The 19,493-nt window shown below is 69.0% G+C and carries 13 protein-coding genes; 3 read left to right on the plus strand and 10 right to left on the minus strand.

Annotation, left to right across the window (positions count from 1 at the left end):
• Positions 1-79: 79 nt before the first annotated feature.
• Positions 80-1,300 (minus strand): MFS transporter, encoded by a 1,221-nt coding sequence (locus GPA22_RS02490; protein WP_169254519.1) that lies wholly within the window; start codon positions 1,298-1,300, stop codon positions 80-82.
• Positions 1,301-1,354: 54 nt separating this feature from the next.
• Positions 1,355-2,152 (minus strand): thioesterase family protein, encoded by a 798-nt coding sequence (locus GPA22_RS02495; protein WP_169254520.1) that lies wholly within the window; start codon positions 2,150-2,152, stop codon positions 1,355-1,357.
• Between the two features lie 110 nt (positions 2,153-2,262).
• On the opposite strand from GPA22_RS02495, the gene GPA22_RS02500 reads away from it, so the two are divergent.
• Positions 2,263-3,183, plus strand: coding sequence for a LysR family transcriptional regulator (locus GPA22_RS02500; RefSeq protein WP_169254521.1), 921 nt, complete (start codon positions 2,263-2,265; stop codon positions 3,181-3,183).
• 28 nt (positions 3,184-3,211) lie between these two features.
• Here GPA22_RS02500 and GPA22_RS02505 read toward each other — a convergent pair whose 3' ends face one another.
• From GPA22_RS02505 to GPA22_RS02530, 6 genes are all read right to left on the minus strand, one after another.
• Positions 3,212-3,730: a thioredoxin domain-containing protein gene (locus tag GPA22_RS02505; protein WP_169254522.1), complete on the minus strand. Its 519-nt coding sequence runs from the start codon at positions 3,728-3,730 to the stop codon at positions 3,212-3,214.
• Between the two features lie 165 nt (positions 3,731-3,895).
• Positions 3,896-9,634 carry an excinuclease ABC subunit UvrA gene (locus GPA22_RS02510; RefSeq protein WP_169254523.1) on the minus strand — a complete coding sequence of 1,913 codons (5,739 nt, stop codon included), beginning with the start codon at positions 9,632-9,634 and terminating at the stop codon, positions 3,896-3,898.
• 3 nt (positions 9,635-9,637) lie between these two features.
• Positions 9,638-10,036 (minus strand): hypothetical protein, encoded by a 399-nt coding sequence (locus tag GPA22_RS02515; RefSeq protein ID WP_169254524.1) that lies wholly within the window; start codon positions 10,034-10,036, stop codon positions 9,638-9,640.
• A 145-nt stretch (positions 10,037-10,181) separates the two neighbouring features.
• Positions 10,182-10,739: an elongation factor P gene (gene efp, locus GPA22_RS02520; RefSeq protein WP_169254525.1), complete on the minus strand. Its 558-nt coding sequence runs from the start codon at positions 10,737-10,739 to the stop codon at positions 10,182-10,184.
• 58 nt (positions 10,740-10,797) lie between these two features.
• Positions 10,798-11,961, minus strand: a complete 1,164-nt coding sequence (gene earP, locus GPA22_RS02525) for an elongation factor P maturation arginine rhamnosyltransferase EarP (protein ID WP_169254526.1) — start codon at positions 11,959-11,961, stop codon at positions 10,798-10,800.
• 816 nt (positions 11,962-12,777) lie between these two features.
• Positions 12,778-13,494, minus strand: a complete 717-nt coding sequence (locus GPA22_RS02530; protein ID WP_211168884.1) for a pseudouridine synthase — start codon at positions 13,492-13,494, stop codon at positions 12,778-12,780.
• An 87-nt stretch (positions 13,495-13,581) separates the two neighbouring features.
• Between GPA22_RS02530 and GPA22_RS02535 the strand changes: the two genes are divergently transcribed.
• Both GPA22_RS02535 and GPA22_RS02540 read left to right on the plus strand, forming a co-directional pair.
• Positions 13,582-14,052, plus strand: coding sequence for an SRPBCC family protein (locus tag GPA22_RS02535; RefSeq protein WP_169254527.1), 471 nt, complete (start codon positions 13,582-13,584; stop codon positions 14,050-14,052).
• A gap of 94 nt (positions 14,053-14,146) precedes the next feature.
• Positions 14,147-15,130, plus strand: coding sequence for a recombination-associated protein RdgC (locus GPA22_RS02540; RefSeq protein WP_169254528.1), 984 nt, complete (start codon positions 14,147-14,149; stop codon positions 15,128-15,130).
• A 1-nt stretch (position 15,131) separates the two neighbouring features.
• Here GPA22_RS02540 and GPA22_RS02545 read toward each other — a convergent pair whose 3' ends face one another.
• Together GPA22_RS02545 and GPA22_RS02550 are read right to left on the minus strand one after the other, a co-directional pair.
• Positions 15,132-18,110 carry an EAL domain-containing protein gene (locus GPA22_RS02545; protein WP_343035932.1) on the minus strand — a complete coding sequence of 993 codons (2,979 nt, stop codon included), beginning with the start codon at positions 18,108-18,110 and terminating at the stop codon, positions 15,132-15,134.
• Between the two features lie 153 nt (positions 18,111-18,263).
• Positions 18,264-19,487, minus strand: coding sequence for a CaiB/BaiF CoA transferase family protein (locus tag GPA22_RS02550; RefSeq protein WP_169254529.1), 1,224 nt, complete (start codon positions 19,485-19,487; stop codon positions 18,264-18,266).
• Between the last annotated feature and the right edge of the window lie 6 nt (positions 19,488-19,493).

The following is a 19,493-nucleotide window of genomic DNA, read 5'->3' on the forward strand; positions in this document are numbered from 1 at the left end:
CCGCGCCGGGCTTATCCGGTGCGGCGAACGCCAGAATGGCCGCCCATCGAGGCGGCCATTTTCGTGTCGACGAGTGCGATCAGGCGGGCTGCGCGGCCGGGCGCAGTATCGGCGCCTCGCGGATCGGCAGGTTAACGATGGCCGCCATCGTCGCGAGCGCCATGTCCGCGTACCACATCCACGAGAAGTCGCCGAAGCGCGTGATCGCGATGCCGCCCAGCCAGGCGCCGAGGAAGCCGCCGACCTGGTGCGACAGCAGCGTGAGGCCGAACAGCGTGCCGAGGTAGCGGATGCCGAACAGCTTGCCGACGATCGCCGCGGTGGGCGGCACGGTCGCGAGCCAGGTGAAGCCGAGGCCGGCGGCGAAGAGGTAGAAGGTCAGCGCGGTTTTCGGCGCCATCAGGTAGAGCGCGACGAGCAGCGCGCGCGAGCCGTACATCGCCGCGAGCACGTACTTGCTGCGGTAGCGCGACACCGAGGCGCCGGCGTACAGGCTGCCGACGATGTTGGACAGGCCGATGATCGCCAGCGACCAGCTGGCGACCGTCGGCGGCAGGCCGCACAGGTCGACTTCGCCCGGCAGGTGCGTGACGAGGAAGGCGATGTGGAAGCCGCAGGTGAAGAAGCCCGCGTGCAGCAGCAGGTAGCTGCGGTCGCCCATCGCCTGGCGCACGGTACGCCACAGGCCGGCGTCCTCGTGCGCGCCGTGGTGATGCGTCGCGTGCTTCGGATCGACCAGCACGCGCACGAGCGGCAGCGCCGCCAGCGTCATCAGCGCGAGCGACCACATCGCGCCCATCCAGCCGACGGACTGGATCAGCTTCTGCAGCACCGGCGCGAACACGAACTGGCCGAAGGAGCCGCCGGCGTTGATGACGCCCGACGCGGTGCCGCGCGCCTCCAGCGGCAGGCGCTGCGCGGCGGCGCCGATCAGCACCGAGAAGCTGCCCGCGCCGGCCCCCATCGCCGAGAGCAGGCCCAGCGACACGACCAGCCCGAAGCCCGAGCCCATGAAGGGCGTGAGCGCACTGCCGAGCGCAAGAATCACGAGGCCCCACACCAGCACCTTGGCCGCGCCGTAGCGGTCGGCGAAGGCGCCGGCGACGGGCTGGATCGCGCCCCACATGAACTGGCCGACGGCGAGCGCGAAGCTGATCGTCGCGATGCCGAGCCCGGTGGAGGTGTTGAGCGGCGACACGAAGAGGCCCAGCGACTGGCGCGCGCCCATCGTGACCATGAGGATGCCGGCGGCCGAGAGGGTGACGATCAGCGCGGCGCGGCTGTTGAGGGATCGCAGCATTTCTTGTTCTCTGTCTTTGTTGTTTTGGTCGGTCGGGGCTGGGGGGACGCGTGACTACTTCTTGCGCACGAACAGCGTGTGCAGGCTGCGGCCGAGCGCGCCGTCGGAATCGAACACCGCGGTCGTCACGGTGCCGATGCCGCCCGGATCGATGATGGTGCGCGCCGCCATGCCGAACCATTCGCCCTGCGGATGGCGGTGCATGTTGAGCGTGAGGTCGACCGGCACGAAGGTCCAGTGACGGATGTCGAGCTCGGCGCTGATGCCGTTGGCCGAGTCGAGGATCAGCAGCAGCGCCTCGATGCCGTCGGTGGGCCGGCCGGCGACGAGCGGAATGCGCGGGCGCGCAAACACCGTGGCCGGACCCGGTTCGACGAAGCTGCCGTCCGCGAAGCGCCATTCGAGCGCATCCGCGTAGGGGAAGTAATCGACGCCGTGGAAGAAGACCTGCGCCTGCGCCTCGGGCAGCGGCGGCACCGTGAAGGGGTCGGCGACGGCGACGGCGCTCTCGGGCAGGCGCTCGACACGCCACGCATGGGCGAGCAGCACGGGCTTGCCGCGCACGAGCATCTCGCCCTGCAGCAGCTCGATGCGCCGGCCCGGGCGCAGCACGCGCACCTTCAGCTCGCACGGCTCGACCGGCACCGGCCCGAGGATCTCGAAGGTGATGCGCGCGATGTCCAGCCCGAACTCGGACGGAAAGCGGCGCAGCGCCTGCGCGAGCAGCGCAATCGGCGGGCCGCCGTGCTGGCTTTCAACCGACCAGGGGCCGATCGTCGCCTCGGTGGGCTGGTAGGCCTCGTCGCCGAGGGGCACGAAGAAGGCTTCGGGAAGCGCGATGGAGGTGTGCATGATCGATACCGTAGCGTATGTGAGCCGCAATTTAACCGACTAATCCGGAAACAAAAAGCCGATAATGGTTGCCCGTACGTCAACAATATATTGACAACCGAGATTGACACATGAGCTGGCTGGCTAGCTGGGATGCGTTCGTGAAGGTCGTCGAGAGCGGCAGCATGGCCGCCGCCGCGCGACGCCTCGATTGCACGCGCGCGCAGGTCAGCAAGCAGATCGCCGAACTCGAGCGGCGCTTCGGCGTGCGCCTGTTCGACCGCTCGACGCGCAGGCTCTTCCTCACCCCGTCGGGCGAGGTGTTCCACCAGCACGCGCTGCGCGCGCTCGAGTCGGTCGAACTGACCGAAGTCGCCGTGCGCAACCTCGGCGACGTGCCGAGCGGGCTGCTGCGCATCAGCGCGAGCGTGGTCTTCGGCCGCATGTGGATCGCGCCGCTGCTGCCGCGGCTCACCGAGCGCCACCCCGAACTCGACTGCGAGCTGATCCTGACGAACGCCCTCGTCGACTTCGCCGAGGACCGCATCGACCTCGCGCTGCGCTTCTGCAAGAGCCCGCCCGAGGACGTCGTCGCGAAGCGCATCTTCACGATGGAAATCGTCATCTGCGCGGCCCCGGACTACCTCGCCCGCCACGGCACCCCCAAGGCGCCGCGCGAGCTCGCGGATCACCAGTGCTTCAGCTTCCTGGTATCCGACAACCGCGTGTGGCGTCTGGCCGACCGGCATGGCGAGGAATGCGCGATCCCGGTGCGCAGCCGCATCCACTTCAACGACGCCGGCAGCATCCTCGACGCCGCGCTCGCCGGCCACGGTCTGGCGATCCTGCCGACCTACCTGTGCTGCCGCGAACTCGCGGACGGACGCCTGCAGCGGGTGCTGCACGACTACCGCCCGCTGATCGATTTCGGGCGCGACCTCTATGCCTGCTACATGCCGAGCCGGGCGCGCCTGCCGAAGGTGAAGGTATTGCTCGACGAACTGGACGCGCTACTGGCGCCGCTGCCGCCGTGGGGACAGCTGGACGGGTGAACCGGCCGCGTTCAGGGCGTGCGCGCGCTCACTGCGACCGAGCGGCGTGCGCCAAGCCTTGCAAAACCCGCACCGCAAGCAGGCCGCCGCGCGTCGCGACGACCCGGCCTTCGCGGTCGATCGCGTAGGCAAGCGCGCTGTCGAGCAGGAGGCGCTGCGAAGCGGTGTCCAACTGGTCGTCGGCGGCTGCCAGGTGCAGCGAGATGCCGCGCTCGGCGAGCAGGCGCCGGGCGTCGGCATGCTGCGCCGCCGGCACGAGCGTGCGCACGGCCACCCCGTCCGGCGCGGCGATCGCGGTAAAGCGCTCCAGCTCGGCAAGCGACTTGCGGCAGGCCAGGCAGCCGGGCGTCCACAGCACCACCACCGCGGGCTGGCCGTCCGCGGCGCGCACGGCACTGCGGGCGGCGCCGAGTTCGGCGAGATCGGACGCGGCGAAGGCCGTGCCGGCGAGGGCTGCCACGAGCACGAAGGCGCGGCGAGCGTGCCGCGAGAGCCTTACGGCACGCGTATCGCCGCGCGGGAAGCCGCCGGATCCTGCACCAGCCATCGTCACCCCTTGATCTTGCGTGACCGCAAGAATCGTCCGCGGCGCGCGCGCGTTCATTGACGCGGGTCAATCGGCGAGGATCCGCAGGCGCTTACCAGGCGGGAGTCCTCATGGCCGAACGGGAGCGAGACGCGTGGGGACATCGCACAGCAGGATCCCGTCCGCTCATGAGGCCTTCCGCGCCTTCTTCGCGCTTCCCTTGCCGCGCAGCGCCGCGGCGGGGACACCTTCCTCCTTAACGGCACGGCTCGCGAGAAATTCCCGGAGGATGGTCGCGGTGTGCGAGTCATGCGCCGCGCACACGTCCGCGACCGGCCCCTGCGCGACGATGCGCCCGCCGCCGTCACCGCCTTCCGGGCCGAGGTCGAGCAGCCAGTCGGCCTCCGCCATCACGTCGAGGTCGTGCTCGATCGCGAGCACGGTGTGGCCGGCGTCCGCGAGGCGATGCAGCACGCGGATCAGCTTGTCGACGTCGGCCATGTGCAGGCCCACGGTCGGCTCGTCGAGCACGTACAGCGTGTGCTTTTCGGGCGGCAGCGGACGGCCGCCGGTTTTCGCGCTCTCGCCGGCGCGGCCGCGCACTTTCGCAAGCTCGGTGACAAGCTTGATGCGCTGCGCCTCGCCGCCGGACAGCGTCGGGCTGGGCTGGCCGAGCGTGAGGTAGCCGAGGCCGACGTCCTGCAGCAGCGCGAGCGGATGCGCGATCGAAGGATGCGCGGCGAAGAAGTCGACCGCCTCGTCGACCGGCATCGCGAGCACTTCGGCGACCGTCCTGTCGCGCCAGCGCACGGTGAGCGTCTCGGGATTGAAACGCGCGCCGCCGCAGGCATCGCAAGGCAGCTTCACGTCGGGCAGGAAGCTCATCTCGACGGTCGTCTGCCCCTGGCCTTCGCACACCGGGCAGCGTCCGGCGCCGGTGTTGAAGGAGAAGCGCGATGCGTTCCAGCCGCGCGTCTTCGCTTCGAAAGTCTCGGCGAAGAGCTTGCGGATCGCGTCCCAGAAGCCGACGTAGGTCGCGGGACAGGAACGCGGCGTCTTGCCGATCGGGGTCTGGTCGACTTCGAGCACGCGGCCGACCGCCTGCCAGCCGTCGATGCGTTCGCAGCCGACCGGCTCGGCCGCGCTGGTCTGCGCTTCGCCGCGGCGGCGGGCGCGCTGCGCGTCGGGGTCGCCGAGCAGCGCGTGCAGGCTCGCGTGGATTACGTCGCGCGCGAGCGTGGATTTCCCCGAGCCGGACACGCCGGTGACGACCGTGAGCCGCCCGAGCGGCAGGCGTGCGTCGACCGAGCGCAGGTTGTGCAGCGTGGCGTTCTTCACGACGAGGAAAGGGTGGTCGTCGACGATCGCCAGTGGCGGGCGCATCGGGTGCTGCAGCGGCGCGCGGAAGCAGGCGCCGGTCGCCGATTGCGGCGCCGCCATCAGGTCGGGCAAGGTGCCTTCGGCGACCACTTCGCCGCCGCGCACGCCGGCGCCGGGGCCGAGATCGATGACATGGTCGGCGCGGCGGATGGTGTCCTCGTCGTGCTCGACGACCAGCAGCGTGTTGCCGCGGTCGCGCAGCGCTTCGAGGGTGTCGAGCAGCATGCGGTTGTCGCGCGGGTGCAGGCCAATCGTCGGTTCGTCGAGGATGTAGCACACGCCGCGCAGGTTGGAGCCGAGCTGGGCGGCGAGGCGGATGCGCTGCGCTTCGCCGCCGGAGAGCGTCGGTGCGCCGCGATCGAGCGCGAGGTAGGCGAGACCGACCTGCTGCAGGAAATCGAGGCGGCCGCGGATCTCGCTGACGAGGTCGCGCGCGATGTCGGTCTCGCGGCCTTCGAGTTTCAGGCTGTCGAAGAAGCCGGCGACTTTCGCGACTGGCTGCGCCGACAGTTCATGGATGCCGAGATCGCGGAAACGCACCGCGCGCGCGACCGGATTCAGGCGCGCGCCGTCGCAGCTCGGACAGACTTCTTCGGTGACCTGTTCGGTTTCGGCGAGATCCAGCTCGTTCGCGTCCTCGACGCGGCCTATCGTGCGCTGGCCGGTGCCGTAGCAGCTCTCGCACCAGCCGTGCTTGGCGTTGTACGAGAACAAACGCGGATCGGGTTCCGGGAAGCTGTCGCCGCAGGACGGGCAGGCGCGCAGCGTCGAGAAGGTGTGCGGCTGCGCGCCGACCTTGCCGAGCTCCAGCACCTTGATGACGCCCTTGCCGTGTTCGAGCGCTTCGGCGAGCTGCATACGCAGCACCGCCTCGTGCTCGGGCCCGACGACGACCATGCCGACCGGCAGCTCGATCGTGTGTTCGACGTAGCGGTCCAGCCGCGGCCATTTGGCGGTCGGGAGGTAGTCGCCGTCGACGCGCAGTTGCGCAAAACCCTTGCCCTTGGCCCACTTCGCGAGCGCCGTGTACAGGCCCTTGCGGTTCGTGACCAGCGGGGCCAGCAACTCGACCGACGCGCCACGATAGTCGCGCAGGATCTGCGCCGCGATCGCGTCGAAACTCTGCGGCGACACCGGCACGTCGCACTTCGGGCAGTACTGCGTGCCGAGCTTCACGTACAGCAGGCGCAGGAAGGGCTGGATCTCGGTCAGCGTGCCGACCGTGCTCTTCCTGCCGCCCCGACTGACGCGCTGCTCGATCGCGACCGTCGGCGGAATGCCGAACAGCGCATCGACGTCGGGGCGGGCCGCCGGCTGCACGAACTGGCGCGCGTAGGCGTTGAGCGATTCGAGGTAGCGGCGCTGGCCTTCGCCGAAGACGATGTCGAACGCGAGCGTGGATTTGCCCGAGCCGGAGAGGCCGGTGATGACGGTGAAGCGGTCGCGCGGGATCGTCAGGCTGACGTTCTTCAGGTTGTGCTCGCGCGCGTGGCGGATCTCGATCGCCGGCGCGGCGACGGGGCGGTAGCGCGCGACGGGTTCGGCGACCGCGGTCGTCGGCTTGCCGAGGGATTCCGCGTAGGCGCGCAGCGCGACGCCGGTGTGCGACGCCGCGCAGGCCATCACGGTCGGTGGCGTGCCGGCGACGACCAGCTCGCCGCCGTCCTCGCCGCCTTCGGGCCCGAGGTCGATGAGCCAGTCGGCGGCGAGCAGCACGTCGAGGTTGTGCTCGATGACGACCAGCGCGTGGCCGGCGTCGAGGAGTTTTTCGAAGGCGCGCAGCAGGGTTGCGACGTCCTCGAAGTGCAGGCCGGTCGTGGGTTCGTCGAAGAGGAAGAGCAGGCGGCCGGTGTTGGCCTTGGCTTTCGACTTCTTGCCGGAGAGTTTCGCCGCTTCGGCGAGGTGGCCGGCGAGCTTGAGGCGCTGTGCTTCGCCGCCGGACAGCGTCGGCACCGGCTGGCCGAGCTTCAGGTATTCGAGGCCGACGTCGGCGAGCGGGGCGAGCGCGGCCTGCACCGCAGGCTGGTCGGCGAAGAAGGCGAGGGCTTCCGACACGGTCATGTCGAGCACGTCCGACACCGACCTGTCGCGCCACGTCAGTTCCAGCACTTCGGGCCGGTAGCGCTTGCCGTCGCAGTCCGGGCAGCGCAGATACACGTCGGACAGGAACTGCATCTCGACGTGTTCGAAGCCGGAGCCGGTGCAGGTCGGGCAGCGGCCGGTGCCGGAGTTGAAGCTGAAGGTGCCGGGGGTGTAGCCGCGGGTCTTGGCTTCGGGCAGGGCCGCGAACAGGCTGCGGATCGCGTCCCAGGCACCGACGTAGCTGACCGGGTTGGAGCGTGCGCTCTTGCCGATCGCGGACTGGTCGACCATCACGACGCCGGAAATCTGCTCCAGCCCTTCGAGGCGCGCGAAGGCGCCGGGGGCTTCGGTGCCGTGGCCGAAGTGTTTGGCGAGCGCGGGGTAGAGCACGTCCTGGATCAGCGTCGATTTGCCCGAGCCGGAGACGCCGGACACGCACACCAGCTTGCCGAGCGGAATCTCGATGTCGAGCTCGCGCAGGTTGTGTTCGCGCGCACCGACGAGGCGCAGCACGGGGTCATCCTTGTCGACCGGGCGCGGCTTGCGGCCGGCGTCGACGCGTTTTTTGCCGGCGAGGTAGGCGCCGGTGAGCGAGGCCGGGTCGGCAGCGAGATCGGCGGGTGGGGCGTAGGCGACGATCTCGCCGCCGCGTTCGCCGGGGCCGGGGCCGATGTCGAGCAGGCGGTCGGCGGCGGACATCAGCTGCGGGTCATGTTCGACGACGACGAGGGTGTTGCCGGCGTCGCGCAGCCGCGTCATCACCGCGAGGATGCGGTCGATATCGCGCGGGTGCAGGCCGATCGAGGGTTCGTCGAGGACGAACAGGGTGTTCACGAGCGAGGTGCCGAGCGCGGTCGTGAGGTTGATGCGCTGGACTTCGCCGCCGGACAGCGTGCGCGACTGGCGGTCGAGCGTGAGGTAGGCGAGGCCGACGTTGGCGAGGTAGTCGAGGCGGCTCTTGATCTCGCCGAGCAGGAGTTCGGTGGCTTCGTCGAGGCCGGACGGGAGTTCGATGCGGGCGATGAAGTCGCGCACGCGGCTGACCGGTTGGGCCATCAGTTCGTGGATGGCCAATCCAGGTTTTTCGGCGGCGTGATCGGGGCTGCGATGCGCCGCCGCCGCGGGGGCTTCCGGTGCTCGTTGGACGCGTGGCGGACGCCTCGCCCCGAAAGCCCCCGCGTCGGCGGCTCGGGTCTCGGGATTCTCGTCGGCTTGCGCCGTCTCGTTGTTTGTTTTTTCGCCCAGGCGCCAGAGCAAGGCTTCGGGCTTGAGTCTCGCGCCCTTGCACGCCGGACATTCCGTGTAGCTGCGGTAGCGCGACAGCAGCACGCGGATGTGCATCTTGTAGGCCTTGCTCTCCAGCCAGTCGAAGAAGTGGCGCACGCCGTACCACTTGCGCGGCCACGAAGCTTCCCAGCTCTTCCACTCGGGATCGCCTTCGAGCAGCCACGCGCGGTGCTGCGGCGGCAGGTCGCGCACCGGCACGTCCATCGCGACACCGTACTTCTTCGCCATCTTCGCGAGGTCGTCCTGGCATTCGCGGTAGCTCGCGGTCTGCCAGGGTTTCACGGCACCTTCGGCGAGCGTCTTGGATTCGTCGGGAATCACCAGCGAAAAATCGACGCCGATCACGCGGCCGAAGCCGCGGCAGGTGTCGCAGGCGCCGATCGGCGAGTTGAACGAGAAGAGGCCCGGCGTGGGGTCGGAGTAATGGATGTCGCAGTCAGCGCAGTGCAGGTCGCGCGAGAAGCGCCAGACGGTCTCATCGCCTTCCCCCTGCGCGCGCACCGCGAGGCGGCCGTGGCCGTGGGTCATCGCCGTCTCGATCGCTTCGCTGACGCGGCTGCGTTCGGCGTTCGAAAAGCGGAAGCGGTCCTGCACGACGTGCAGCAGGTCGCCGCTCTCGGTCGATTCGCGCGCATGGATGCGCGTGTAACCCTGCTGGTTGAGCAGCTGCGTGACTTCGTCTTCGGTGAAGTTCTTCGGCACCGGCACCGCGAACGTCAGCACGAGGCGCGGATCGTCCGTCGCGCAGCGTTCGGCGAGCGCCGCGTGGATGCTGTCAGGATCGTCGCGGCGCACTTCCTGGCCGCAGCCGCGGCAATAGAGTTTGGACGCGCGGGCGTACAGCAGCTTGAAGTGGTCGGTCAGCTCGGTCATCGTGCCGACCGTGGAGCGCGAGGTGCGCACCGGGTTGGTCTGGTCGATCGCGATCGCCGGCGGCACGCCTTCGATGCGGTCGACCTGGGGCTTGTCCATGCGGTCGAGGAACTGCCGCGCGTAGGGCGAGAAGGTCTCGACGTAGCGGCGCTGGCCTTCGGCGTACAGCGTGTCGAAGACCAGCGAGGATTTGCCGGAGCCGGAGACGCCGGTGACGACCGTCAGCTCGTTCAGCGCGATGTCGAGCGAGAGGTTCTTGAGGTTGTTCTGGCGCGCGCCGAAGATGCGGATGCGGTCGGACATCGTTTACCTGGTTTCCTTTTCGATCGCCTCTTTGCCCTTCTCCGCGGCTTCCTTGAGTTTTTCGCCGGTGCCGCGCGCAGCGTCGAGGGCCTTCTGCGCCGCGATGCCGGTCGCTTCCTTCGCCTCGGCGGCCTTTTCCTTGACCACCTGTCCCGCTTCGGCCGCGGCCTCCCTGCCCTTCTCGACGCCTTCCTTCGCCTTCTCGGTCACCGCCTCGGCCGCGGCGGAAGCCGCCTCGCCGGCCTTCTGCGCGGCCTCGCCCGCCTTTTCGGCGGATTCCTTCGCCGCCTGAACGGCTTCGCCGGCGGCAGTGCCGGCCTTATCGGCCGGCTTGTCGCGGCCACAGGCGGCGAGGCCGGCGGACAGGCTTGCGATCAGGATGACGAGCAGGGTCTTCTTCATGTTGGGCTCCCGGGGACAGGTGCTCTCAAGATATCGCCGGCAGCGGAAAGTTCAAGGCGAACATGCCGGCGCAATGCGGGATGCCGAAATGACGAAGGGCCCGCACTGGGCGGGCCCTTCCGGTCGCAACGCGGGAACGCGCGGATTACTTCACGCGGTTCTTGTACTCGTCGGTGCGGGTGTCGATCTCGATCTTGTCACCGATTTCGACGAAAGCCGGCACCGGCAGTTCGAAGCCGGTTGCGAGCTTGGCGGGCTTCATCACCTTGCCCGAGGTATCGCCCTTCACGGCGGGTTCAGTGTAGACCACCTCACGCACGACCGAGTTCGGCAGTTCGACCGAGATCGCCTTGCCGTTGTAGAACACGACTTCGCAGGCGAGGCCGTCTTCGAGGTACTTCAGCGCGTCGGTCATGTTCTCGGCTTCGACTTCGTACTGCTCGTAGTCGGCGTCCATGAACACGTACATCGGGTCGGCGAAGTAGGAGAAGGTCACTTCCTTGCGGTCGAGCTGGACGACTTCGAACTTGTCGTCGGCCTTGTACACCGACTCCGACGGCGCGCCGGTGAGCAGGTTCTTGAGCTTCATCTTCACGACCGCGGCGTTGCGGCCGGACTTGTTGTATTCGGCTTTCTGGACGACCAGCGCGTCGGTGCCGACCATGATGACGTTGCCGGAGCGGAGTTCCTGTGCGGTTTTCATGCTGTTTCCTGGTGTAGATCGGGCGCGGACAGGTTGACCGCACAATTTTAAAAACCCGCTATTTTACCGCGGGCGCCGAAAATTGCACCAGGGTCGACGCAAGATCCTGAAAACGCGCGAGTTCATCCGACCAGCGGCACACGTGCGGGGCGAGCCGGGCCAGCGCGGCTTCGAAGGCGGGCCAGGCCGCCGCGGCATCGCCCGCGCCGTTCCACGCCAGCCAGAACGCGCGCAGCGCCGCGGCCGCCTCGCCGTCCAGTCCGGCGACGAAACGCGCGACGAAGGCCTCGAGCTTGTCGTGATGCACGGCCTCGTCCTGCTCGTAGATGTGCCACACGAAAGGCCGTGCGGCCCACTGCGCGCGCACGAAGGAGTCCTCGCCGCGCACGAAGTTGAGGTCGCAGGCCCACAGCAGGCGGTCGTAGTCGGCGCTGGCGAGGAAAGGCAGGATCACGGTCGTGAGCCGGCCGGCGGCGAGCATGTCGCCGGGGCGCCCGTCGCCGCGGCCGAAGAAGCGCAGCACGTCGCCCAGCACGCGGCCTTCGGGCACCAGCAGCACGGTCGGCTGCGGCGCCTCGGCCCAGCGCTGCAGCAGCGCGGGCAGGCCCGGCTGCTCGTACGCGAACAGCGACACGAGCCGCGCGCCCTCGGGCACTGCCGGGAGACCCAGCCCGGCGAGCCACTCGCGTTGCGCCGCGGCATCCGCCTGGAAGCGCTCGCGCGCGGCGATCAGCCCCCGCTCGCGCAGCAGCCCGCCGGTACGCGCGGTGAAGCCGGGAAAGCAGAAGCGCTTCGCCAGCGGCAGGCGCGGATGCGGCGACGCCAGCCCGTGGCAGCCCTCGACCCAGTCCTCGGCCGACAGGTACTCGAGGTTGATCCACTGCGGCCGCGGCGCGCACGCCGCCATCGCCTCGACGTAGCACTCGGGCGGCTCGCACGCGAAGGCCTCGACGACCGCCCGCGCCGGCCGCACGCGGGGAAAGGGCTCGCACCAGCGCCGCACGTCGACGCCCTCCGCGCGCAGCCCGTCCCGGGCGTCCCGCGCGGCCGGACACAGGCGCGCGAAGGTCGCCCAGTCGTCCACCCACAGCCTGACCGCGCAGCCGTGGTCGTGCGCCAGCGCCTTGGCCAGCCGCCAGCAGACGCCGATATCCCCGAAGTTATCCACAACCCGGCAGAAGATGTCCCAGTCGAAGGCAGGTGCGGCGTCGGAAAGGCTCATGGCAGTGGACAAGTGCGGGGGAAACGCGGGAATGCTTTGTGGGAAAAGGCCTGTATTGCGACGAAGCGAAAAACCGGACACATTCGGCACACAGGTGAACGGGGTACTTGTCTACGGACTTTTACCATGCCGGATGACCTGCGGGCACTGGCGAAGGCAGACTTATCCACAGAAAAGGCGACACTATATATATCTTTATCTTTTAATTTAAAACCAAATACAAAAAGCAAAACCTTCGGCGCCGCAGGCGGCTACAAGGGCAAGGAATCGCACGATTTCGGGTCGGGCGGCAAAGCGCAGCGCCTCCCGCCGAAGGGCGTTGGAGGACGACTCGCATCCGGTCGTGCAGTTGCCGAACGAGGCCTTCGACTGATCCGCCCGACGAAATCGCGACATCCTGGAACGCCGAAGCCGCAGGTTGGCATGCAACGCCGGCGGACCCGCGAGGGGACTCCGGTGGATAAATCCGTGGAGGAGCAGAGGGAGACTTTGTGGGAAAGGACCGGAAAATCCCCGACCGCCAAATCGGGTCACATTCGGCGCACAGGTGAACCGGGCACTTGTCTACGGGGTTCTACCGCGCCGAAACCCGCGTGAACAGAGGGGCTCGCAGGCTTATCCACAGAAAACGGCCGCCTATCTTCTTCTTTATCTTTTAAATTAAAAGAAAAACAGAAGAACAAAGCGTCAACCCGCGGGGCAACGGGAAGGACGCTCCCCTGTGAAGAAGGGAGCGGGTTTCAGGAGGGATGCACGGTTCGGAACAAGGCCGCGGACGCAGCCCGTGCAGGGGATGGCCCGGTGCGGGCCGGTGTTTCAGTCTTCTTCGGAATAGGCGGCGAGGCGGGCGAGATCGGCGTCGTCGAGCCAGCACCATTCGCCCGCAGCGAGCTCTGCGGGCAGGGCCAGCCCGCCGACGACACTGCGATGCAGGGCCTCGACGCGGTTGCCGGCCGCGGCCAGCATGCGCTTCACCTGGTGGTACTTGCCTTCGGTGATCGTGAGCCGTAGACTCCGCTCCCCCGTTTTCGCGCAGGCCGCCGCCGCGATCGGCGCGGGCTCGTCGATGAGTTCGACGCCGGCGAGCAGTGCCGCGATCAGCGCATCGTCGACCGGGTGCTTCGTCGTGACTTCGTACACCTTGGGCGTGCGCTTCTTGCCCGAGCTCCAGCGGTGGATGAACTGGCCGTCGTCCGACAGCAGCAGCAGGCCGGTGGTGTCCTGGTCGAGGCGGCCGACGCACTGCGCGTCGCGGTTCGCCAGCATGTCGGGCAGCAGCGCGAACACCGAGGGGTGGAACTGGGGCTGGCGCGAGCACTCGTACCCGGCGGGTTTGTGCAGCATCAGGTAGGCTTTTTCGCGATAGGTCCAGGCTTCGCCGTCGACGCTGAATTCGAGGTCCGCAGGCACGAAGTCTTCGGCGGGATTGTCGAGGATCCGGCCTGCGACAGCGACCAGGCCGGCACGGATCAGGGCGCGGCATTCCTTGCGGCTGCCGAACCCCTGGGAATGGAGTATTCGTTCGATCTGCATGGGGCGGATGCTAACCGAAACACGCGGGAGGCTATCGGGCGAGTACCATAGTCGCCCTGAGCATTGCCCCGCCCACGGAGCCCGCTGTTGAATTTCGAACATCTGCTGGTCGTCAATGACCCGGACAATCCCCTCATCGCGCCGCTGTCGCGCGAGGAGCTGTGGTTCGGCCTGCTGTGCCGGGCCGAGGATTCGCGCCCTTTCCTGCCCGGGCTGGAGGCGTGCACAATCCTGTCGCGCAGCGACACCGAGCTGGTGCGCGAGCTCAGGTTCGGCAGCGCGGTGATCCGCGACCGCGTGACGCTGCAGCCGATGGAATGGGTGCGTTTCGACACCGAGCGCACCGCGACGCACGCCGGCGGCAGCCTCACGATCGGCATCGAGGAACCGGCGCCCGAGACGATGGTGCTGCGCTTCCACTACCGCACGACGCTCACCGAGCAGAGCACCGGCGACGACGTCGCCTATGTCGAATACGTCAAGTCGGCCTACCACCAGTCCGACGTGGACACGCTGCGCGTGATCCGCATGATCGCCGAGTCGGGCCGCATCCAGTAGCCCGCACGCCGGCACCGCCTGCGGGACTTTCCCCCGCAGCGGCCCGGATTTCCCGCGCATTTCCCCGATAACCCGCAACACGGAAGAATTCCCCATGTGGTTCAAGAACCTGCAGATCTATCGCCTTCCCGTCGGCTGGACGATGACGGCCGCAACCCTCGAGGACCAGCTCGCGAAGAAGCGCTTCCAGCCCTGCGGCAGCCAGGACCAGGAGACCCGCGGCTGGCTGTCGCCGACCGGGGACGAATTTCTCGTGCACCAGGTCGGCGGCCAGTGGCTGATCGCGCTGGGCGTGGAGAACCGTCTGCTGCCCTCGTCGGTGGTCAAGCAGGAGGCCGAGGAACGCGCCGAGGCGCTGGCCGAGCAGCAGGGCTACAAGCCCGGGCGCAAGCAGATGAAGGATCTGCGCGAGCAGGTTTTGCAGGAATTGCTGCCGCGCGCGTTTACGCGGCGTAGGAAGGCCTTTGCGTGGATCGACCCGGTCGGGGGGTGGCTGGGCATCGATGCGCCCAGCCAGGCCCGTGCAGAGGACGTCCTGGAGGTATTGCGCCAGACCCTGGACACCCTGCCGCTCGCGCTGCTGCGCACCGAGCTGTCGCCGACCAGCGCGATGGCCGACTGGCTCGCGGGCGGCGAGGCGCCCGCCGGCTTCACGATCGACCAGGACTGCGAGCTGCGTTCGGTAAGCGAGGACAAGGCCGCGGTGCGCTACGTGCGCCATCCGCTCGAAGGCGACGAGGTACGCGGCCACCTGACTGCCGGCAAGCTGCCGACGCGCCTCGCGCTGACCTTCGACGACCGCGTGAGCTTCGTGCTGACCGAGAAGCTCGAGGTCAAGCGCCTCGACTTCCTCGACGTGGTCAAGGAGAACCTCGACCAGCAGGGCGCGGAGGACGCGCGCGCGCTGTTCGATGCCGGTTTCGCGTTGATGACCGGCGAACTGCAGCGCCTGCTGCCGGCGCTGATCGAGGCGCTGGGCGGCGAGCTGAAAGGCGGCGATGCGACCGCTTTCGGCGCCGTCCCGGCACCGGCGCGCGAGCCGGCGGCCGCGGCCGTGGCGGGCGATCCGCCGTTCTGAGTCAGCGCGCCAGCAGCTTCTCGAATTCCGCCGCCGGCAGCGGCCGGCTGAACAGGTAGCCCTGATAGCTGTCGCAGCCCTGCTCGGCGAGGAAGGCGAGCTGGGCCGGGGTCTCGACCCCTTCGGCGGTCACGGCGAGGTTGAGCTTGCGTGCGAGCGCGATGATGCCGGCGACGATCTCCCGGTCGTTGCGGTCCTGCGGGATGTTGCGCACGAAGCTCTGGTCGATCTTGAGCACTTCGATCGGCAGGTTCTTCAGGTAGGACAGCGACGAATAGCCGGTGCCGAAGTCGTCGATCGCGAGCCGCAGGCCCATGCGGCGCAGCAGGCCGAGCTGTTCGACGGCCTGGGGCTCGTGGCCCATGATCATGCTTTCGGTGAGCTCGAGTTCCAGCGACTGCGGCGGCAGGCCGGTGGCCTCGAGGATCGCGCCGATGCGTTCGGGCAGGTCGGCCTGCCACAGCTGGCGCGCCGACAGGTTCACCGACACGTGCAGGGGCGGCAGGCCCGCGTCGGCCCACTGCCGCGCCTGGCGGCACGCGGTGCGCAGCGCCCATTCGCCGATCTGCACGATCAGCCCGCTTTCCTCGGCGAAGGCGATGAAGCGCCCGGGCGGGACCAGGCCTTCCTCGGGGTCGTTCCAGCGCAGCAGCGCTTCGCAACCGGCGATGCGGCCGCTGGCGATGTCGATCTGCGGCTGGTAGTGCAGGGCGAATCCGCCGTGGTCCAGCGCCTCGCGCAGCCGCCGCGCCAGGTTCAGGTGGCGTTGCGCCGCCTGGCCCATCGCCTCGGTGAAGAAGCGGTAGATGTTGCGCCCCTGCACCTTGGCCTGGTTCAGCGCGGTGTCGGCCTGCTGGATCAGCGGGGCGGCGGCCCGCGCGTCCTGCGGGTACACGCTGATGCCGATGCTCGCGCCGAGGTACACGGTCTGGCCGTCGGCGAGGTGCAGGGGCTCGCGCAGCTGGTCGATCAGCGTCTGCGCCGTGTGGGCGGCCTCGTCCGGCTTGGCGAGGTTTTCCAGCACGACCAGGAACTCGTCGCCGCCCCAGCGTGCGAGCGTGTCCTCTTCGCGCAGGCAGCGCTTCAGGCGCTGCGACGCGGCGAGCAGGGCTTCGTCGCCGGCGCGGTGGCCGAGGCTGTCGTTGATCGTCTTGAAGCGGTCGAGGTCGATGAACAGCACCCCGATGCAGCTGCGCTGACGCGCGGCGAGCTCGATCGCGTGCTCCAGCCGCGACTGCGCAAGCAGGCGGTTGGGCAGGTCGGTGAGCGGATCGTAATGCGCCAGGTGCTCGAGCTGCGCCTCGGACTGCTTGATGCGGCTGATGTCCGTCATCACGCCGACGTAGTGCGTCGGCCGGCGATCGTCGTCGTACACGGTGCTGATGCTGAGCCACTGCGGGTACAGCTCGCCGTTGCGGCGGCGGTTCCAGAGCTCGCCCTGCCAGTAGCCGGTGCGCATGACCTGGCCCCACATGCGGTGGTAGAAGGCGTTGTTCTGCAGGCCGGATTTCAGCAGGCGCGGCGCGCGGCCGAGTGCCTCCTCGCGCGGGAAGCCGGTCATTTCGCACCACGCGCGATTGACGCTGACGATGCGCCGTTCGAGGTCGGTGATCATCACGCCGTCGCGCGTGCTCTCGATCACCGCGGCGGCCTGGCGCAGCGCATCGGTGGCACGCACGTTCTGCACCGCTAGCGCCGTGATCGCGGTGAATTCGTCGATGATCGCTTCCAGTGCGCCATCCGGCGCGCGCGGCGTGGCGAAATACACGGCGAAGGTGCCGAGCACTTTCCCGTCGGCGTCGCGGAAGGGGTAGGACCAGCAGGCGCGGATGCCCGCGCGCGCGGCGATGTCGCGGAACGGCGCCCAGTTGGGGTCGCACATCACGTCGGTGGCGATCACCGCGTCGCCGCGGATGGCCGCGGTGCCGCAGGAACCCATGCCTTCCATCGGCTGCAGCTGCTCGACCGCCTCGCGATAGTAGTCCGGCAGGCTGGGGGCGGCGCCGTGGGTCAGGCGGCCGGTGCCTTCGTCGAGCAGCAGGATCGAGGCGCGCATCGCCGGTTCGAGCTGTTCGAGGCGCTGCACGACCTGTTCCAGGATCAGCGGCAGGGCGTCGCCGGCAACCAGGCGGTCGAGCACCGAGCTGCGCGCGGCCTCGAGGAGTTCCGCGCGTTTGTGCGCGGTGATGTCCGTCCAGGTGCCGACCACTTCGATGGGGCTGCCGTCGTCCCGGCGCACGACACGCAGCTGGTCGTGCAGCCAGAGCAGGCGGCCGTCGTCGGCAAGGAAGCGGTATTCGTGCTCCAGCCGGCCGTCGCGCAGCAGCCGGGCCTGCGCGTCCAGCACGGCCTTGCGGTCGCCGGGGTGCAGGTGAGCGAGCCACCAGCCCGGCGCGAGCACCTCGTCGAGGGGGCTGCCGATGATGGACTCGACGTTGCCGCTGACCCACTGCGGCAACAGGCTGCCATCGTGCATGCGCAGCGTGTACAGCACGACCGGGCTTGCCGACAGCAGGTAGGCGAGATGTTCGCTGGTGGTGCGCAGTGCGGCGCGCTCGCGCCGCAATTCGTGAAAGCGCGTGAAGGCGGCGTGCAGCGCGTCGGGCAGGTGCGCAAGGTAGTCGCCGTGCTTGACCAGGTAGCCGTCCGCGCCGGCCTTGAGCGCCGCAATCGCCGCGACCTGGTCGCCCGCGCCGGTGAGCAGCACCACCGCCAGCGGCAGCTGCTGGCGGCGCACCTCGGCAAGCAGTTCGAGGCCCGAGCCGTCGGGCAGGGCGAGATCCGACAGCAGCAGCTCGTAGGGCGGCGGCACGTCGGCCAGCCGTGCGCGCGCCGCCGTGGCGCTGGGGACGACGTCCAGCACGATGTCCGGCGCGGCGCCGGCGAGCACGCGTTGCGCGAGGTCGGCGTCGGCGTGCGTGTCTTCGACGTAGAGGACGCGCAGGCTGCCTGCCGGTTCGGAAGTGGGTTCAGGAAACACCAGTATTGCTCGATCCGTTCGGTCGCTTCGATGCCGCGCGCAAAGTCGACCGGATTGATGAAGTAATCATTGGTGCCGTGTCGGATGGCCCGCCGGCAGGCTGTCTGTGCGGGATTGTACCGTCGGGAAGGAGGCGCGCGGCAGAGTGCCGCGTCAGATGACTCCGGTATCGCGCAGGCGGGCGATGTCCGCGCCCGACAGGCCGAGCAGCGCGGACAGCACGGCGTCGGTATGCTCGCCCAGGAGCGGCGGTGCGCTGCGGTATTCGACCGGCGTCGCCGACAGGCGCATCGGGTTCGCGACCTGGGGTACGCTGCCGAGGGCCGGGTGCTGCAGCTCGACGCGCAGGCCGCGGGCCTGCACCTGCGGGTCGGCGAAGACGTCGGCGAGCGTGTTGATCGGCCCGCAGGGCACGCCGGCGGCTTCGAGCCGCGCGATCCAGTCCGCGGTCGTGCGCCGGATCGTCAGCTTGTTGAGCAGCGGGATCAGCGTCGCGCGATGCTCCACGCGCGCCTGGTTGCTCGCGAAGCGTGGGTCGGCGGCGAGCGCGGGGTCGCCCGCGGCCTCGCAGAAGCGCGCGAACTGGCCGTCGTTGCCGATCGCGAGGATCATGTAGCCGTCGTCGGTGGGGAAGTCCTGGTAGGGGACGATGTTGGGATGCGCGTTGCCGAGCCGCCCGGGGGCGACGCCGGTGGTGAGGTAGTTCATCGCCTGGTTGGCGAGGCAGGCGACCTGCACGTCGAGCAGCGCGAGGTCGATGTGCTGCCCTTCGCCGCTCTTCTCGCGCCACGCCAGCGCCGCCTGCACGGCGTTGGCGGCGTACAGGCCGGTGAGGATGTCGGTGAGCGCGACGCCGACCTTCATCGGCCCGCCGCCGGGCTCACCGTCGGGGCGGCCGGTGAGGCTCATCAGCCCGCCCATGCCCTGGATCAGGAAGTCGTAGCCGGCGCGCGCGGCGTAGGGGCCGTCCTGGCCGAAGCCGGTGATCGAGCAATACACGAGGCGCGGATTGACGGCTTTCAGCGACGCGTAGTCGAGGCCGTAGCGCGCCAGCCCGCCGACCTTGAAGTTCTCCAGCACGACGTCGCAGTGCGTCGCGAGCTCGCGCAGCAGGCGCTGGCCTTCCGCCTGCGTCATGTCGACGGCGATCGAGCGCTTGTTGCGGTTGGCGCCGAGGAAATAGGCCGCGACCGGCGGGTGCTGCCCGGTCGCGTCCTGGAGGAAGGGGGGACCCCAGTGACGGGTGTCGTCGCCTTCGCCCGGGCGCTCGACCTTGATGACGTCGGCGCCGAGGTCGGCGAGGATCTGGCCGGCCCACGGGCCGGCCAGAATGCGCGACAGGTCGAGGACGCGGATGTGCGACAGCGCCCCCGACATGGCGAT

This window comes from Aromatoleum toluvorans (genome assembly GCF_012910905.1).
Taxonomy (GTDB): Bacteria; Pseudomonadota; Gammaproteobacteria; order Burkholderiales; family Rhodocyclaceae; genus Aromatoleum; species Aromatoleum toluvorans.